Source organism: Laspinema olomoucense D3b, assembly GCF_025370785.1.
GTDB lineage: Bacteria > Cyanobacteriota > Cyanobacteriia > Cyanobacteriales > Laspinemataceae > Laspinema > Laspinema olomoucense.
On the sequence record NZ_JAMXFA010000028.1, the window covers coordinates 14468 to 34269 of the forward strand.

The 19802-nt window shown below is 42.2% G+C and carries 10 protein-coding genes; 7 read left to right on the forward strand and 3 right to left on the reverse strand.

The window, feature by feature from the left end; genetic code table 11:
• Nucleotides 1-90: 90 nt before the first annotated feature.
• Nucleotides 91-768: a hypothetical protein gene (locus NG792_RS19145; protein WP_261236438.1), complete on the reverse strand. Its 678-nt coding sequence runs from the start codon at nt 766-768 to the stop codon at nt 91-93.
• A 642-nt stretch (nt 769-1410) separates the two neighbouring features.
• Here NG792_RS19145 and NG792_RS19150 point away from each other — a divergent pair.
• The 7 genes from NG792_RS19150 to NG792_RS19180 all read left to right on the forward strand — a co-directional run bounded on the left by NG792_RS19150 (nt 1411) and on the right by NG792_RS19180 (nt 17273).
• Nucleotides 1411-2832: a lipase/acyltransferase domain-containing protein gene (locus NG792_RS19150; protein WP_261236439.1), complete on the forward strand. Its 1422-nt coding sequence runs from the start codon at nt 1411-1413 to the stop codon at nt 2830-2832.
• 47 nt (nt 2833-2879) lie between these two features.
• A complete protein-coding gene (locus NG792_RS19155; RefSeq protein ID WP_261236440.1) occupies nt 2880-4637 on the forward strand; it encodes a hypothetical protein in 1758 nt (585 codons plus the stop codon).
• A 158-nt stretch (nt 4638-4795) separates the two neighbouring features.
• On the forward strand, nt 4796-7003 hold the full coding sequence (locus NG792_RS19160) for a caspase family protein (protein WP_261236441.1): 2208 nt from the start codon (nt 4796-4798) through the stop codon (nt 7001-7003).
• Nucleotides 7004-7039: 36 nt separating this feature from the next.
• A complete protein-coding gene (locus tag NG792_RS19165; RefSeq protein ID WP_261236442.1) occupies nt 7040-8317 on the forward strand; it encodes a glycosyltransferase in 1278 nt (425 codons plus the stop codon).
• A 297-nt stretch (nt 8318-8614) separates the two neighbouring features.
• On the forward strand, nt 8615-15004 hold the full coding sequence (locus NG792_RS19170) for an AAA family ATPase (protein ID WP_261236443.1): 6390 nt from the start codon (nt 8615-8617) through the stop codon (nt 15002-15004).
• Nucleotides 15001-16452: a hybrid sensor histidine kinase/response regulator gene (locus NG792_RS19175; RefSeq protein WP_261236444.1), complete on the forward strand. Its 1452-nt coding sequence runs from the start codon at nt 15001-15003 to the stop codon at nt 16450-16452. The genes NG792_RS19170 and NG792_RS19175 overlap by 4 nt, the downstream gene beginning before the upstream one ends.
• Before the next feature lie 188 nt (nt 16453-16640).
• Entirely contained in the window at nt 16641-17273 is a 633-nt protein-coding gene (locus NG792_RS19180; RefSeq protein ID WP_263012784.1) for a response regulator, read from the forward strand.
• A 384-nt stretch (nt 17274-17657) separates the two neighbouring features.
• Here the strand turns inward: NG792_RS19180 and NG792_RS19185 are convergent, their stop codons facing one another.
• On the reverse strand, nt 17658-19025 hold the full coding sequence (locus NG792_RS19185; protein WP_261236445.1) for a WD40 repeat domain-containing protein: 1368 nt from the start codon (nt 19023-19025) through the stop codon (nt 17658-17660).
• 60 nt (nt 19026-19085) lie between these two features.
• Nucleotides 19086-19595, reverse strand: a complete 510-nt coding sequence (locus NG792_RS19190; protein ID WP_261236446.1) for a ferric reductase-like transmembrane domain-containing protein — start codon at nt 19593-19595, stop codon at nt 19086-19088.
• Nucleotides 19596-19802 lie beyond the last annotated feature (207 nt).

Below are 19802 nucleotides of genomic sequence, written 5' to 3' on the forward strand. Positions count from 1 at the left end.
TTTCATGTTTGAAATAAAGTATAAATAATACAATTGTACTTTATTTGAAACTTTCTAATTAATTTAGACTTGCACTAGGGTTTTATCTACTTAAAATGGTACGTCATATCCAGCAAACTCATTTAAGTAAGCGAGAATAGACGTATTTTGTTCATCTCGAGAAATGTAATTTTCAAGAAGTAGCCGGGTCGTATTAACTTCACCTCGTAGATGACCAGCGGCAAGAATTCCAGATTTAGTAACAGCTATTCCTTCTATTGGCTGATTTATAAATTCATCGAGCGATTTTCCTTGTTCAATCAGCAGTGTGTTAATACGATTCCACCGGAGTTGCATAGCTTCCCGAATAGCTATTTCTTGGACATTATTCTTGTTTCCTAAAAATTCTTCTTTTGAGTTCACTCCTCCTTTTCCTGTCCATTCACCATGCCAGTAGTTCTTATCAATACCTGATTGACCGTAGTAAACGTCAGAGGTGTAATATCCTAGGTCGATAAGCAGAGCTTCTCCAAATTGATACTTGCCAATAAATCCCCATTGATTATTAGTGTTGCTGTAAGTGGGATTTCCTGCTCCTGTTTCCCTTTTTGCAAGAGCGCTCAAGAAATCATCATAAGTTCCTGCATTTTGAGCGTACAAGTTTGCCCAATCAATATAATCACTATGATTACCTATGCCGAGCGCATAACTATGTTTAGGGAGTGTTAAATCTGCTGTAATTATACTAGCAGAAACTACTAAACCCACACTTGAGAGGTATTGAGTCATCTTGCAAAACGATTTCAGTTCTTTGAGGAGTATCATAGCAATTTGTTAGTCCACAAAAATTAGCTGGGTCTATAGTAGGTCTCAAATTAGTGTGGTAGGGATCCTTCATCTGTCATCCCCTTGTCAAGAGGAAACCCAGAAAGATTCTGTACCTCCCCGAAATGAGAACCGCTATATACCCAGCTTAATTAAGATGCGCTAAAAAAGTAACTGACTTTTAGTTTAGTATTTATCCTATCAAATATCTAGGTAAAAAACTAACTAGAAGAGCGGGTGAAAACCTGTACTTTTGGCTAGGTATCAGATATTGCACATAGTTATAAACTGATAATATGTCGCTGGTTGCGATGACTAACTAAAGGCTATTAGCCCTGTCAAGGTGATTGCAACGCGCTCAAAATCCTTGAAAATCCAATAGGTTGTCTTAGGTTGCTCCATCGAAGGATCCATTTAATTCGGCTTGAATTCTCAAATATCAAAAATTATTGAGAATAGATGGGGATAAAAACACAAAAACTCCTTAGATAACATCTTTACGGGATTACTAAAGGCTATCTCCCAGATATGTAAGTTTCTCCAACAAGAGAGGTAAAGTAACCGTAGCTACAGGCTGGGAACCAACACAAAAATACTCATAGGACTATGTCACCGATCGATTTCAAAGATATGATTGTGCTGCTACCGGGGATTACGGGCAGTGTGTTGCAAAAAAATGGCCGGGATGTCTGGGCAATTTCTGGACAATCGTTCTGGAATGCGGTCAAATCCCCAGAATCTCTGGTCCTGGAACAGGATGACTTGGAGGATGGAATTATTGCCACCTCGGTTATGCAGGAGTTCTATCTGGTTCCGGGATTGGCAAAAGTGATTGACGGATACACGAAGTTACGAGAACTGCTTCTCAGTGGCAAATTCCGAATTTATCCCCAGTCTCCCGAGAACCCCGATTTAGTTAACTATTACGAATTCCCTTACGATTGGCGGCGCGATAACCGGATTTCGGCCCGGAAGTTGAAGCAGTTTATTGATGAAAAACTGCACAAGTGGCGGCAAGAATCGGGCTATGAAGATGCCCAAGTGATTCTGCTGGCCCATAGTATGGGGGGTTTAGTCAGTCGGTACTATCTGGAAGTTTTGGGGGGATGGCGAGATTGCAAGGCATTGTTTACCTTTGGCACTCCCTATCGAGGGTCGGTGAGTGCGATTCTCTCCCTTTTAGACGGATATAAAAAAGCCTTTGTAAACTTTACTGAAGCCTTGCGCTCTTTTACTTCCGTTTATCAATTATTACCCATTTATCCTATGCTGCAAACTGCCAACGGTTGTTGTCGGTTGGCGGAAGTGGATGCTCTGCCGAAGTTGGATTTAGCACGGGTTATTGCAGCCCGAGCTTTTCATGAAGAAATTCGCATCGCAGCGGAAGCGAATCGTCAAGATAAAGATTGGCAAACTCACGGATATGTCCTCGTTCCTTTTGTGGGAACGGGTCAGGTCACCTATCAGTCTGCCACCCTCATGAATGGCAAAATTGAGGTTAGCAATACCGTCCCCTCAACGATTCCTGATTATTTAGGAAATGGCGACGATACGGTGCCTCGGGTATCGGCAATTCCCCTGGAAATGGCGAATATAGGTTACTACAATACCTTTATTCCTGAACATCATGGGTCGTTACAAGCCAATAAAGCGGTTCTGGAACAAATTGAGCAGCGTCTGATACAAATGCAATTTGATTCCTCAGCTATCCGAGGCCCGGAACAGGTTCCCTCTGACTCAGAACCAGTTACTTTAAGCCTAGAAATTGACGATTTTTATTTACCCGGTGAACCCGTTAAAATTCGAGCTACTATCCGGAATGGGGGCGATTTTTGGGGAAAAATGGTGGCTAGAATCCACTCTAAAACTTCTAAGATACAACCCATTTCCGTCCCTTTAAAAGAAAATGGTTCTCACTGCACCGCCACTCTGGAAAATCTCCCGCCCGGTACTTATGAAATCGAGCTAAACACTGAATCCGGAGTGGAAACCCAGTCGGTGCGTGATGTCTTTGAAATTGCTCCTTAATCTGGGAACTTTACCTTGTTTTATAATCACATAGGAGACACATAATCATGGCTCAACATTTTGCTGGTGTATGGATTTGGGAACTTTCTTCTCTGCCCACAGACTATCTGGAAAAGCTCAAAGCTATCAACTGCCAGCGCGTCTATCTGAAAGTATTTGATGGTCAGAGTCGTTCCATGTTTTGGTCGGACCAATGTAGCACCAATATTATCAGCCAATTTCATCAATCCGGAATCGAAGTTTATGGCTGGGGCTATCACTATGGAACCCCGGATGTAGAAGTTCAAGTTGTAGCGGTTCGCGAGGCGATTAGTTGTCAGTTGGATGGCTATATTTTGGATGTTGAAGAAGAAGTAAAAAATGTCAACACCCATGAAAATGTCAAGCAACTGCTGCAAGCTTTGCGCCCTTATGTCAAACCCGGTACATTAGGCTACACCAGTTTTGGCAATCCCCAATATCATCCCGAAATTCCTTGGAAATTGCTGGATGACCTCTGTGATATTGCCATGCCGCAAATGTATTTTGAAAAGTGGACCTCGAAACCCGAAGAATATGAAACGGTGGTTCAGGAAGCGTTCACCGCTCACGAACAATTTAATTTGAAAAACCCCATTTTACCGATTTGGGGTTCAGAATCAGATACGCAAAATCCCACAACGGCTGATATTTTGCAAAAGTTTCTCAAGCGTTATCCCGGTTCCTCGATTTGGCGCTTGCCCAAAGCAGGAGAACCAGGGGAAGCGTTTAAATTAGAGTATTCCGGTGAAGAGTTGCCGATTCCCTCCGAATCTTTTGTTTACGAACAAGCTGCAAAAGCAGTTTTTAAGATGCAGCTTAAATATTCATCGGGGTTACTCTTAGGGAATATGTTCCTGTTCGATGCCGATGGCAATCAAATTTTTGATGCGGTAGCCACCACGGGGCGTCCAGGGTATCAAAGTCCAAATCATTTGTGGACAAGGGCGATGGGTCCAATCCCGGATATGCAGGATTTAGCCATCAGTACCGAAGATGTGATGCTGGAAACCGATGATAGCAATGGCTGGAGTTTTCCCATCTTGCCCCACGTTTTAGCCAGCGAGGATGGACATATGAAACGCGGGGGCTTCCAACTTTATAATGATGCGGGAACTCCAGGAACAGCGGGAGGAATTGGCATCATTAATTCTGAGTCTTTCACGCGGTTCCGTGCCTTATTACTTGCCCTGAAACAACAGGGAATTGATAGTATTCCCTTGGAAATTGAATATGAAAAACCTCCGCAAACCCTACCCGCCAGCCTTGTTTTCTCATTCCGTCGAGATAAAATTAATTGGTTGATTACCGGCTGTCTGTCTCTTCTGGATCAAAGCGGGACCTCCATTTTTGAAGCAGAGGCAACCAGTGGGGCAGCGGGATATCAAAGTGCAGATGACCACTGGCAACGGAGTGCTGGTCCGCTTCCCTCTGAGGAAATGATTGTTAATGGCCCCATCACAGTTTCGACTGTCGCTCACTATTCCGAATTAATCGGAATAGAAGGATATTTCTTTGATATTCTTCCCCTAGTTTTCCATCGGAGTGATGGATACACTCGTTCTCATTTTGGTATCCATTTTGATGCCAATGTTCCCGGTAGTGCTGGTTGTATTGTCTTAACTCAACGGCATAAATTTGATGCTTTTACCGATTTGATGGTTCAGGCAAATCGAGCAGGGATTGATGAGATTCCGCTGAAAATTCAATATTCTGATGCAGGAACACGCGGTTTCGCTGATGAATGGTGGCAAAAATTGTTAGAGTCTCGGCGAGTTTTTGTGTAATTCGATAGCCCGTCTGCGTGGGCTGATTTAAGCAAGCCTTTCAACAACCCAACTCGTTCTTAGCCCTCCCCTTGGCAAGGGGAGGGTTGGGTGGGGTAGAAATCTAGTCAAAAAAAAGATAAACGTAAAAATTTTTGTTCTTTAGTTAAATATTATCAATGACTGACTCAAACCTCTACGCTTTACTCATCGGAGTTAACTGTTATTTGCCCCATCGGTTATCTGATGGAAATTATTACGATAATTTACAAGGGGCTGTTAACGATGTCAATGCCGTTGAAAACTTTTTAACGATTAACTTAAATGTCCCTGAAAGTCACATTTTTAAATTGACGGCTTCTAATCCCAATCCGGTATTAAAAGAACCTGTGGAACCGCCGGAACAGCTTCCAACTTATGCCAATATGGTGGCTAAGTTTAAGGAGATAACGGAGATAGGACAACCAAGCGATCGCATTTATATTCACTACTCGGGTCACGGGGGCCGCACCATCACGGCTTATCCGGAAATCAAAGGTGAAGCGGGGGTTGATGAATCTTTAGTTCCCACCGATATCGGACAACTTGATGAGTCGGGTCAGCCAGTTAATTGTTATCTCCGGGATTTAGAGTTAGCTTTGCTGTTGAAACAAATGGAGAAAAAAGGACTCATAGTGACTGTTGTTTTTGACAGTTGCCATTCCGGAGGTGCAACTCGCGATAAAGCGAAAGTCCGGGGAACGGATACTCTGGATAAAATGCCTCAAAAAACTGAGAGTTTGGTGGCATCTCGGGAAGAAATATTGGACAATTGGCGCTCTTTACGACAAGTGACCCGAGGGGAATCTAGTCTGCATTTAGGCTCTCTTCCTCAATCAAAAGATTATGTCTTTTTAGCTGCTTGTTGCCCCAGTGAAAAAGCCTTTGAGGATGGGTTTCGTTGCGGTGAAGAGAAGCGAAGACATGGCGCACTCACTTACTGGTTACTAGATTCTTTGCGACAGGATTATGTGGGATTAACCTATAAAGATATTTACGATCGCATCCGAGCAAAAATCCAAAGTCAGTTTCCCTACCAGACACCGATGTTATTGGGAGAATTTGACCGGACGGTGTTTGGACGCGATCGCACCGCAGTCACCCAGTTCTTATCCGTTCAAAAAATCAACCCGGCCAAACAGCAAATTAGCATTAATGCAGGCATTGCCACCGGAATTCGCAAAGGCGCAACATTTGCAATTTATCCCACAGGCAGCCGAGATTTTAGCCAAACGGATACCCGACTTGCGATCGCTGAGGTGGTGGAATACGATGCAACCGTGGCAGTCTGCAAGTTGGAACCCATCGTAGGACAGCGAGAAGTTGCCCTCGGTGATCCAGTGATTTTTCTATCCCCACCACCGGCATTAGTTCGCCAAGTGTGCTTATTTCATCAAGAACAAGCAACAGCGGACGAGATAGCTTTAAGTCAACTGCCTCCTAATAAATTAACCCCGGAAATTTACGCCAAACAAACCCAGGCCCTGAAATCTCTTACAGTCGCTTTCCATGTCTTTGGACAAGGATGGATAGAATGGACTGACTCCCAATCTCATCAAGGCATTTCCTCCGATGATGAAGAAATTGATTATTTGCTCTGTATCAACAATCAAGAAGAATATGAGATTTGCGATACAGCCGGACTTCCTTATAAAAACATCAATCCAACGGTCAAAATAGATGAACACGAAGCCTCCAAAAAAATAACTCAGCGGTTAATCCATTTATCTAAATACAAAGCGGTTCAAGAACTTTATAATTCAGCCTCTACCTTACTCGACAATCTGCAAATTAAGTGGTTAGGGAAGCTGTATGATTACGCAGTAGAAGCCGATGGACCGCCTGAGAATTTGAGAAAATTTCAGCCCCTTGATGACCCTTTAAATCCCACAATTCAGGAAGGGGAAACGATTTTTTTAGAAATTATCAATTTGCATTCTCATCCATTGAGAGTGGCAATTTTAGAGTTGCAATCCGACTGGGCGATCGAGCAAGCTTGGCCGAAAGCTAAGAGCGAAGCGTATGTAGAAATTTCGCCAGGAGTAGCACATCGAGATGTCGCTGTCTTTTGTCCCTCTTTACCGGAAGGATATCAAGAGGGCGTCGATATTATTAAAGTCTTTGCCACACTGGGAGAAGCGGAACTACGCGGATTAGCTTTACCGGCACTTGATTCTCCGATTGTTGCGCCGCCCGGATATCGGGGGTATAGCGGGTCTGATCCGCTTTCTCTGTTAGCGGAGGCGATCGCCCAAGAAAAACCCCAGGACCGGAAATTAAATGCGGCCTATTCTTATCGAGAATGGGTGGTTAAACAATTCACCGTTCGGGTTAAACAAGGGGAATAAACCGCAAATTTTTTAAACTCAAAGGAGCATCTAACCATGACCCATTTTGGAATTATTTGTCCCTTATCTACAGGACACTTTAATACAATAATACCTTTAGGATTTGAGCTGATTCGCCGGGGTCATCGAGTTACTGTATTTAACTTTATTGATGCCAAGGATAAAGTCCTGGAAAGTGGCTTAGAATTTTGCCCCGTGGCTGAACAGGAAGTTCCGGCAGGCAAAATTCCAGAACAATTGAAGCAAATGGGACAGCTTAACGGATTAGCGGGGTTGCGATATACGATTGATGTACTCGCACAAAATGCCGCTGTCAACCTGACACAAGCCCCCCCTCTGATTAAGCAAGCTGGGGTAGAAGCATTACTGGTGGATCAAGTTTCTCTCTATGGTGGGACCATTGCAGATTTTTTAAATATTCCTTTTATCACCGTCTGTAGTGCTGTAGTGATGAATCGAGATCCGAATATCCCTCCTTTTTCTACTCCTTGGCAATATAATCCTACTTGGAGAGGACGTTTACGAAATAAATTTGGCTATCGTTTGCTTACTTATTTAACCAAGCCAGTTCGAGAAGTTATTGCTGATTATCGCCGGCAGTGGAATTTACCCGCCCATGTTGAAGCAAATGATATTTATTCTAACCTGGCTCAAATTAGTCAAGAACCTATAGAGTTTGAATTTCCCCGAACCGATTTACCGGCTCATTTTCATTTCACGGGTCCGTATCACTATACGTTCAGCCGACCAGTGGTACCATTTCCCTTTGAAAAACTGACGGGTCAGCCTTTAATTTACTCTTCCCTGGGAAGTATTCTCAATAATCAGTCAGATATTTTTCAAAAAATCGCTACAGCTTGCGAAGGATTAGATGCTCAATTGGTCATATCTCTGGGTGGAAATGCCTCTGTAGAATCTTTTCCTCAATTACCAGGAAATCCAATTATTGTTAGCTATGCACCGCAATTAGAACTGCTGAAAAAAGCAAGCCTTACTATCACTCCCGCAGGCTTAAACACTACATTAGAATCATTAACTCATGGAGTTCCAATGGTTGCCATTCCAATCATGAATGACCAACCTGGCGTCGCATCACGGATTGCTTGGACGGGGGTTGGTGAAGTTGTTCCGTTGAAGCAGTTGAGCGTTCCGAAGCTGCGAACGGCGATTCAGAAGGTGTTGGGGGAAGAATCCTATAAACAACGGGCGTTCGGCCTCCAAGAAGCAATTCAACGGGCGGGAGGCGTAAGCCGCGCGGCTGATATTATTGAACAGGTTGTATTGACTGCAAAACCTGTACTTGCATTACTATAGGTGGCTCTTGTGTGGAAGTGAGGTCTGTTAACATCTTTTATTTTATAAGATTGACTTATTGTCGTCTTCATAAAAGGGAATATTAGAGATAGATGGGTTGACCTTTCATTAAAGTTAAGAAATGAGGGGTAAAACCCCCTGGGCAAAATGTCCAGCTTATGTTATCTTTTTCCCTAAACACTAAAATACTTGCTCTAAGCATCTTGGACTACAGTTAAGATGCTTTAAAGTCATTGCCACAATTTAGCTTAAAGACGGATTCCCTCCGCTCTATCTTTTCAGGAGAATGATTTTGATATGCTGACTTTTCCTGGCTTTGAAGTTATTGCTCAAATCTACGAAAGTGCCAACTCCCTGGTCTATCGCGCCCTGAGAAAGGTGGATAATCGTCCAGTTATCCTGAAGGTACTGAAAGAAAATTATCCCACCCCACAAGAACTGGCTCGTTATCGCACGGAATACCAAATTACTAAGTCTTTAAACTTACCGGGTTGCATTCAGGCCGAAAGTTTGGAACCCTATAAAAATACTTTAGTGATGTCTGTTGAGGACTTTGGTGGGGAATCTTTGAAAATTTGGATGCAGGAGAAACCATTTTCTCTGGAAGAGTTCCTGGAAATTGCGATCGCCACAGCGGAAAGTCTCGGCCAAATTCATTCGGCTAACATTATTCATAAAGATATTAATCCGTCTAATATTGTTTATAATCCCACTACCGGGGAACTTAAAATTATTGATTTTGGGATTTCTACTGACTTAAAAGGAGAGCATACCCCCTTAAAAAATCCGAATATTTTAGAAGGAACTTTGTCCTATATGTCGCCGGAACAAACCGGCAGAATGAATCGCTCCCTGGATTATCGCACGGATTTTTATTCTTTGGGAATGACGTTTTATGAACTGCTTACCGGAAGGCTACCCTTTAATACCACTGATGCTTTAGAATTAGTCCACTGTCATATTGCCAAGCAACCGATATCGCCATATCAAGTAGATTCCAACATCCCAAAACCCCTTTCTGATATTGTGATGAAGCTGATTGCAAAAACAGCGGAGGACCGATATCAAAGTGCTTGGGGCATTCAAGCGGATTTAGTTTGCTGCCTAATGCAATTAGAAGCCAATGGGGCGATCGAAGAAATTGTACCGGGAGAGCGAGATATCTGTGAACGATTGCAAATTTCCCAAAAACTATATGGAAGAGAAGTAGAAATTGAAACCTTATTAGGGGCATTTGAGCGAGTTTCACGGCAGAGTGAACTCATGCTGATTTCCGGCTATTCGGGGATTGGTAAGACTGCTTTAGTCCAAGAGCTGTATAAGCCGCTTACTCTAAAACGGGGTTATTTTATTTCGGGAAAATTTGACCAGTATCAGCGGAATATTCCCTATAGCGCACTGGTTAATGCGTTTCAAGAATTAGTCAAACAACTGCTTTGTGAAAGCGAAGCACAGCTACAAGATTGGCGACTAAGACTTTTAGAAGCTCTGGGAAACAATGTCCAAGTGATTGTTGAAGTGATTCCTGAAATTGAATTAATCCTCGGACCCCAGCCTGCTGTGATAGAGTTGCAGTGGACTGAAGCTCAAAACCGATTTAATTTAGTCTTTCAAAATTTCATTAAAGTTTTTGCCAACTCAGATCATCCTTTGGTGATATTTTTAGATGATTTACAGTGGTCTGATAGTGCATCTTTGACTTTGCTGCAACACCTGATGAGTTATCGCTCTCCTGGGCTGTTTGTCATTGGTGCATATCGGGATGCTGAGGTTTCTCGCACCCATCCCTTAATGTTGACCGTGGAAAAAATCGCTAAATCTAACACAAGAATTACTCAAATTTATTTGTCTCCTTTGAACGTAGAAAGTGTCACGCAGCTAATGGCTGAAACTCTGCATTTTAGAACCAATCAAGTTCAATCTTTATCCGAGTTAATTTGTCTAAAAACAGGAAGCAATCCGTTTTTTATAAAAGAGTTTATCGGGTCATTATATGCAAATCAATTTTTGAGATTTGATAATAAGAGTTTAAGTTGGGAATGGAGCCTAGAGCAAATTCAAGCTCAAAAATTTACCAATAATGTGGTTGAACTGATGGCGATAAAAATTAAAAAATTGCCGGAGGAAACGCAGCAAATTTTAAAAATAGCGGCTTGTTTGGGTAATCATTTTGAATTAGAGATGCTATCTTTAATCTTAGAAAAATCAATTTCCGAAACGGCGGATGAGCTGTATTCAGCAATTAGAGAAAATTTAGTGGTCCCCCTCGGAAACTTAGGGGATATTGAATTGGCGATCGCCGGAACGTTATCCCTGAATCATTCCCTAGAATACCAATTTGTTCACGACCGAATTCAACAAGCTGCTTATTCTCTAATTGTAAAGCAAGAAAAACCTTACTTGCATCAATTTATTGGAAGAATTCTTCTTGAAAATACCCCTAAAAGCCAACAAAAAGAAAAAATATTTAATATCGTCAATAATTTGAATTTAGCTCAAAGCTTATTGTCCAATCAATCCCAAAAATATGAATTAGCTTCCTTAAACCTAATGGCTGCTCAAAAGGCTAAAACTGCTTTTGCTTATAAAGCTGCAGCAGAATACTTAAACGCAGGTATAAAATTATTAGGGTCGGATAGTTGGGAAGTTCAGTATGAATTGACTTTAACATTATATCAAGAAGCAGCCACAATTAGTTATTTATGTTTAAATTTTCAGCAAATGAACTATTTAATTAATATTTTGCTTGAAAAAGGCAAAAATATTCTCACTAACGTGATAGCTTATGAACTAAAAATTCAAGGTTGTATGGCTCAACATGATTTTATCCAAGCTGTTCAAGTTGGATTAAAAGGATTAAAACTATTAGGGGTAGATTTTCCCGATTCGCCGCCTCCCTCATATTTGAAGAAAAAGATAGAAGAAATAAAAAGAAGAGTGGGGAATAAAACAGCTAAATATTTTTTGAATTTACCGGAAATGACAGACCCTCACGATTTAGCGATAATGAAGATTTTATCCACAGTAGCTTCTTCGGCTTCTTTAGTTTCTTGGAATTTGTGGGGATTAGTTGTTTGTGAACAAATGAAGCGAGCAATTAACTATAGCCAAACTCCTTGGACCACTATTGCTTATACGGGTTACGGTTGTCTTTCAAATAAAATGTTCGATGATTTTGAAACGGCTTACAAATTTGGAATGATATCGTTAGATTTATTAAAAAAATTAAAAACTAGAGAATTATCTACCTATATATTAGTGGGTATTGGGTTATGCCTAGTTCATTGTAAATCCCATCTTAGAAAATCTATAGAACCTCTGCAAGAAGCCTATATTAGTGGAATAAAAACGGGGCATTTATATCTGGCAATTGCTATCGGTTATCATCAATGCCAGTATTTATATTTTAGTGGATTAGAACTGAATAAACTTCAACAAGAACTCGATATTTGCAGTCAGACTATGAGCGAGGGGGAAGCCAAAACTAGCTTAAATAATCATTTATTTTTCTGTCAGAACGTTCTGATGAGTTTGACGAATAAATTTAGTCCAATCAATAAAAAGATAGACAGTCAAAATATTTTCACTTTTTCTCAAACTCTTAATAAACTAGATGCTTTTGTTGTTCATTTAAATTGTTTGATTTTATATTATTTATTTGATGATTGCGCTAAATCGCACGAATATGCAAAACTCGCAAAGCAAGATTTAGATAAAATGCTGGGGATGATTTATGTTCCGGTGTTTTTGTTTTATGACTCTTTGGTTACTCTGAGTATATTTCCAAAAGAAGTGAACACGAATATTGATTATTTAATAGAGTCGGTTAATGCTAATCAAATTAAATTACAAAAATGGGTAAAAACTGCCCCGGTTAATTTTCAACATAAATATGATTTAGTAGAAGCTGAAAAAGCCCGCGTGTTAAAGCGGGTTGTTGAAGCGATGGACTACTATGATCGCGCTATTGCTGGGGCCAAAAAAAACGAATATATCCAAGAAGCGGCTTTAGCTTATGAACTCGCTGCTAAATTCTACTTATCTCAAGGGAAAGAATTAATTGCTAAAGCCTATATGCAAGAAGCCCTGTATTCCTATAAGTTATGGGGGGCTTTAGCAAAAGTCAAGGATTTACAAGCCAAATATCCGGAGTTATTGACGATTGCAAAACCCAGTAATCCGGATATCTCTAGCCCAATTTCCACCACGGGGAGTCATTCCAGTTCGGCGTTGGATATGGCGACGATTATGAAAGCTTCAGAAGCCATTTCAGGAGAGATGGTTTTCCATAAACTGGGTTCTAAGTTAATGAATATTCTCCGAGAAAATATTGGTGCACAAAAAGGGTACTTAATTTTAGAGCATCAAGGAGAATTAGTCATTGAAGCAGAAGGGGTGGAGGGGAATGAAGAGAACACAGCGATACAGTCTCACCCCATGCAAGGTTTTCAGAAACTGCCACAATCCATTGTCAGCTATGTGGCAAGAACGGGAGAAACCGTAGTCCTTAACGACGCCACCCAAGAGGGAAACTTTACCCAGGACCCTTATATCCAGACTCGTCAACCTAAGTCAATTTTGTGTGCAGCTTTGCTGCATCAAGGAAAACTTACCGCCATTGTTTATCTGGAAAATGGCATAACCGCTCACGCTTTTACCCCCGAGCGCCTGGAAGTGTTGCAGCTACTCTCGGGACAAGCGGCGATCGCGATCGCCAATGCCAAACTCTATGGTGAAGTCAAGGAACGGGAAAGTCGCCTGACTCAATTTATCGATGCCATGCCGATTGGGGTCACTGTCGTGGATACAAGCGGACAAGTCACTTATGCCAATCCTATCTCTAAGAAACTTAGTGGATTTGATACAATTTTTGACCTTAATTATCAACAATTTTCTGAAATTTCTCAGGTTTATGTGGCCGGAACCAAGCAATTATATCCCACAGAAAAAATGCCAATTGTGCGTTCCTTAGCCGGGGAAACGGTTACTGTTGATGATATGGAACTGCATCACTCCAATAAAGTTATTTCCATCGAAGTATCTAGTACCCCCATTGTAGATGATCTGGGAAAAATTAATTATGCTGTAGCTACCTTTCAGGATATTACTAAGCGCAAACAAGCGGAAAACCTGTTAGCGGATTACAATCGGACCTTAGAGCAACAAGTCAGCGATCGCACCCAAGAACTCCAACGAGAAATTATTGAACGACAACGAGCAGAGGAAGCCGCTCAAGCAGCGAATCGCGCTAAAAGCATCTTTTTATCCAATATGAGCCATGAATTGCGAACGCCCCTGAATGTTATCTTAGGCTTTTCTCAACTCCTCAATCGGTCCTCAACGCTCTCCTTAGAACATCAAGAATATCTGGGAATTATCACCCGGAGCGGCGAACATTTACTCAGCTTAATTAACCAAGTTCTAGACCTCTCTAAAATAGAAGCGGGACGCGCCACCCTCCATGAAACTAACTTTAACCTTCATCGCTTGCTAGATGACTTGGAAGAGATGTTTCAGTTTCAGGCAGAAAGTAAGCGATTACAGCTGTTAGTCGAACGTACAGCGGAAGTGCCGCAATATGTGTGGACCGATGAAGTCAAATTACGACAAGTTTTAATTAATCTGATTAATAATGCCCTTAAATTTACTCAAGAGGGCGGTGTTTCAGTCCGAGTGAGGATTGCTCCCTCAAGCCCATTCCGGGAGCAAAGTTCATATTTATCCTCTGGCTCAGAATCATTCTCAGAACCCTTAGTGATTGATTTTGAAATAGAAGACACGGGAGAGGGCATTGCCCCTGAAGAAGTTACCCTACTTTTTCAACCCTTTGTGCAAACTAGAACCGGACAAAATTCTCAACAAGGTACGGGATTAGGATTAACCATCGCCCATTCTTTTGTGCAGTTAATGGGGGGACAAATGACCGTCAGTTCACAGGTGGGTTGCGGAACCATTTTAAAATTTAATATCCCAGTTTATCCCGGGAAATCTACCGAATGCTCTCCTGAAACTTCAAGCCAAGAAGCTATTTCTCTTGAACCCAATCAGCCGATTTATCGACTCTTAATTGTAGATGACCGATGGGATAATCGGCAACTTCTGCGGCAACTCCTTTCCCCCTTGGGCTTTGAAATATACGAGGCAGAAAATGGCAAAAAAGCCCTAGAAATCTGGGAACGATACTCGCCTCATTTAATTTTTATGGATATGCGGATGCCGGTGATGGATGGTTATGAAACCACCCAACGGATCAAAGCCACCACCCAGGGTCAAGGAACCGCCATCATTGCCATCACCGCCAGTACCTTTGAGGAAGAAAAAGCAATGGTCCTTTCGACAGGCTGTGATGATTTTATTCGTAAACCCTTTCGCCAAAACCAAGTTTTTGATATGCTACAGAAACATATTGGAGTCAAATTTGTGTTTGAAACCCTCCATCCAGACCCCGGAACCCCGAAACTGGATCTGAATGCGCTGACCCCGGAAGCATTGTCCCAGTTGCCTTTCGGGTTAACCCGCCAACTGCAAACCGCGATTATCAATCTGGATGGGGACCAGATGCAAACCCTCACGGAACAAATCACTCAACAGAATCCGCCCCTAGGCAATGCGCTTGCCTTTCATCTGAAACAGTTTCAGTATGAGCTAGTATTAGATATATTATCAAATACTAACGATGAATTATGAATCTTGATTTAAGCTTGGATCCTAAACCCACCATTTTAATCATTGATGATAGTCCTGATAATCTGAATCTGTTAAGTGGTATTTTAGGCCAAGCCGGTTATAACCTTAATTTAGCCCCCAGTGGCAAATTAGCCTTAAAATTTATCGAATCCAATCTACCCGACTTGATTTTGCTCGATATTATGATGCCCCAGATGGATGGATATCAAGTCTGTAAACAACTCAAAGCCTCTGAACAGACTCAAGATATTCCCATTATATTTATTAGCGCCTTGCAGGAAATTTTCGATAAAATTAAAGCTTTTTCTCTGGGTGGAGTAGACTATATTACTAAACCTTTTAATGAGCAGGAAGTTTTAGTCAGAATCGAGACTCAGTTGCGAATGAGGCAACTGACGCAAGAACTGAATGCCCGGAATAAACAATTGGGTCAAGAACTGACGGAACGGCGGAAAGTGGAAGAAGCCTTGCGCCAACAAAACGAGCTTTTACAAACTATTTTTGACCGGATTCCGGTGATGGTGGTGCTTTACGATGAACATCACCTGGTGCAATTTGTCAATCGGAAATTTGAGTCTGTTTTGGGATGGTCTCAAGAAGAATTAAAAGGCGTTAATTTATTAGCAGAATGCTATCCGGATACACAAGATTGGAAACAACTCAGAGAACATTGGCAATTGGCGACGGGAAAATGGCAGGATTTTAAATTAACCACTCGCGGGGGAAGTCAAATTGATAACGCTTGGATGTTTATGACCCTGAGTGATGGAAAACGCTTAGGAATTGGACAGGATATTCGCGATCGCCTGCAAGCAGAAGAAGCCTCTCGCTTAGAAGAACGCAATCGCATGGCGCGGGAAATTCATGATACCTTAGCCCAATCTTTTACCGGCATTATCATCCATTTAGGCGCAGCAGAACGCGCCGTCACCCTCGCACCCCAGCAAGTTCCCGAACATCTCAGAACCGTGTGCGAACTCGCTCGTTCTGGACTCACAGAAGCAAGGCGATCAGTCCAAGCCTTACGTCCCCAACTATTAGAACAGGGGGATTTATATAGTGCCCTCTATAAACTGACCCGCCAAATGTCTGGAAATCCCGACATTAAAACCACCTTAGAAACCGTGGGTTCCCCCTATTCCCTTCCCTCAGAAGTCGAAAATCATTTCCTCCGAATCGCCCAAGAAGCCTTAACCAATGCCTTCAAATATGCTCAGGCGACTTTAATTGAAATTAAGCTCCTTTATCATCCCGGAGAGTTTTGTTTACGAGTGAAAGATAATGGTCAGGGATTTGTCTTACAACATTTGGCTTTAAAGAGTGGTTTTGGATTGATGGGAATGCGAGAAAGAGCCGATCGCCTCGGGGCAAAATTAGCCATCGACAGTCAGCTCGGACAAGGAACGGAAATCATCGTTTCCCTGCCCGTAGAATCCCCTCACCCTTAACGGCCATTTTAGGATTACACTATCTAGGGGCCTCCCTTCAGTCTTCAAAACGTAGGAAGACAAAAAACCGGGTTGCACCACCCAAATGGGTTGTCAAGTCAGCATGAATCTCTTAATCAACCCGGTTTGTTTCCCTCCGACTCTAGTGATGCTCTAGGGATAAGGTGTAACAATTCAGGGGTTAAATCATGATCAATCAATCCGATATCATTCACATTGTAATAGCTGACGATCATCCAATTGTCCGTCAGGGTTTAGTGGCATTACTCGAACAAGAACCCGATTTTAAAGTCGTGGCGCAAGCTGGCAACGGGGAAGAAGCGATCGCCTGCTTTCGCCTCCACCAACCCGATGTCATCCTGATGGATCTGCGAATGCCGCAAATGGATGGCGTCACAGCCATCACCCAGATTTGTGGAGAATGTCCCGAGGCGCGAATTATCGTGCTTACCACTTATGATGGGGATGAAGACATCTACCGAGGATTACAAGCCGGTGCCAAAGGCTATTTACTCAAAGATACAGAACCCGATGAACTGATCACCGCCATTCGCCGAGTCACCCTCGGCAAAAAGTATATTCCCTCGGCAGTCGGAGAAAAACTATCCGATCGCCTAGAATCTTCTCAACTCAGCGATCGCGAACTACAAGTCATCCGTCTGATAATTGCCGGAGAAACCAACCAGCAAATCAGTCACCAATTAAAAATTAGCGAAAGCACCGTCAAATTCCATGTTAACAATATCTTAGGAAAACTTGGCGTTCGCGATCGCACCCAAGCAGCGATCGTTGCTGTCAAACGAGGTATCGTCCCCATCTAATTCTTAAACCACAGATGACACAAATGATACAGAAAAAAATCTGTGAAAATCGGTGAAATCTGTGGTTAATTTACTGCTGTTCCCCGCCTACTTTATTGTCGAAATACACAGACCGGGTTTAGGGAACTCCAAAAAATAAAAGCCCAAAACGTTCTTTGTCACTCATAGGGTCCTAAAGCGTGAACTATCAGTGCCTTACTTATGCCTAATTTGTGTGTGACTTTTGAATTCCGGATTCCGTATCCAAGCCTGGAATTCCCCCACAAATCTGGGTTTCTCCAGAACGAATCGCACTCTATGTGAAATAGGATACGATGTCTAGTTTGCTAACAATCACTCGCTGACGAAAGGGATTGAAGGAAATCGAATCACAGCCCAAAGGGTTTAATTGTGCCATCCGAACCAGGGAGTAACTTCAATCGCACCTGTAGGAAGCAACACGAGATGGAAATGAGCGAAATCTGCTTTACTTTGCTCAGTGCGTAAATTTGTTAAAGGGGTGTAGGTGAGCAAATCGGCAGCCGATTGATCTAGCGGTTGATAGCTGGAAATCACGCCATCTTGATGTACCGTAACACGATAGGCTAAAATTTCTGTAAATTCCACCGATTGCCAAGCCCGATCAATCTGCTCGTAGAGAATTTGATTTAACTGTGCTAATCCCTTGCGATCGGTAATCTCTGTGGGAATTTTTGGAGGGACCGATGCCAGTGTAGACTCAGATTCGGGATCAGAATGGGTTGACATCCGCCACAATTTAATCGTTTCGTCACTACTGGCACTGGCAAACTGCTGTCCATCGGGACTAAATGCTACCGATCGCACAGATTTAGTATGAGCTTGCATAGTATCGAGAAGTTTACCCTCAGACGCATTCCACAGTTTCACCGTGCGATCGTGACTGCCACTGACTAAGGTCCTACCATCGGGACTCATGGTCACCGAGTGTACGGTATGAGAATGTCCTGTAAGAGTATGTAGGATGCTGCGCTCCCTGGCGTTCCAAAGTTTAATGGTGCGATCGTCGCTGCCACTGGCGAAAATATTCCCATCCGGACTTACGGAGATTGTTCGCACCACATCAGAATGTGCTTGGATGGTGAGGATTTTTTGACTGTCCTGAAGTTGCCAAATCCCAATAGTGCCATCTTCACAACCACTCAGGAGATACTTACCATCGGGAGTGAACGAGAGCGCTCTTACCCAGTCAGCATCCTGTAGAGTGGCAAGGGGATCGCCTTGCAAATTCCAAATTTTAATGGTTTTATCGGTACTGCCGCTGGCGATCGTTTTGCCATCCGGTGCGATCGCCACTGCCTTGACGTCATCAGTATGACCCTTAAACGTCTGAACCAGCTTGCCGGTTTGTAAATTCCACAGCTTCACTCGCTTATCCCAACTGCCACTGACAAGATGCTTACCATTGGGTGAAATACTTAAGGATTCCACTGCATTAGAATGTGCCGAAATGCTCTGCTGTAATTTGCCAGTTTCTAAATTCCAAATTTTAATTCTGCCGTCATAACTGCCACTCGCTAATATTTTGCCATCGGGTGCGATTGCCACTGCATGAATCCAGACGGAATGTCCTACCAATGTGCGGTTCGGATTAGTTAAAGCAGAATGCTCAGAAGCAGAAATCATCGGGTGCAATGTCCGGGGAAATTTTAAATGACTCATTCCCACCATAGCCGTTAAACTCGTTAATCCCAATACGGCTGCATATTTCCAGGAGTTTTTTTGTAAAATCATCCGTGCTTGCCTTTATATATAACTGGCCAACTTAGGAGTGACAGATTTATTCTTTTTCTGTTATTCTACCTGCCATTCTTTCCAGCGACGAACTAAAAATAAAATAGTGATGCCCGTAATCATAATTACACCAACCGGCGTTATATACGTCCAATGACCCGACATCTTATCCCAAATATGCCAAGTTAGTAGAAACATTGCCAGGTAAGTCAGTTGATGCAACCGCTTCCAATTCTTTTTCAGCTTTTTAACGCTCCAATCATTAGAAGTGATGGTTAATAATGTGAAAATTCCAAACGTAATAACTCCTTGAATATAAATCCATAAGGTTTTTAAATCAAAAAAATCAACATCTCTTTTTTTGACCAAAATATATCCGTGTCCTAAAGCAAAAATAAAAGCCAAAATGCCAATAGTGCGCCGATGCTTGAGCAAGAACTTGGGAATCCTATTTTTTTTTGTTTTGGGAAATACTACCCTCAGAATTGTAGGCAATAAACTGAGAACGTAGCAGATTAGGGATACAAACCCTAAAGTATTAGAAAGGGGTGGCAAATCAATTGTTATCATGGTATGGCATCCTAATTTTAGAAGAATTTTTGCTCTATATAGTGGGTTACAAATTTTTGTAGATTAGAGGGGTATCTCTTTGAGCTACTGGATAAGTGGAGCGATGATTTGGGTTTTTTGTAGTTAGAGTAAGAGTTTATTTGAATTGAGTGGGTCTCAATTTAGCAGGGATAACCAACAAAGCGAATTTTATCTTTAATATTTTAG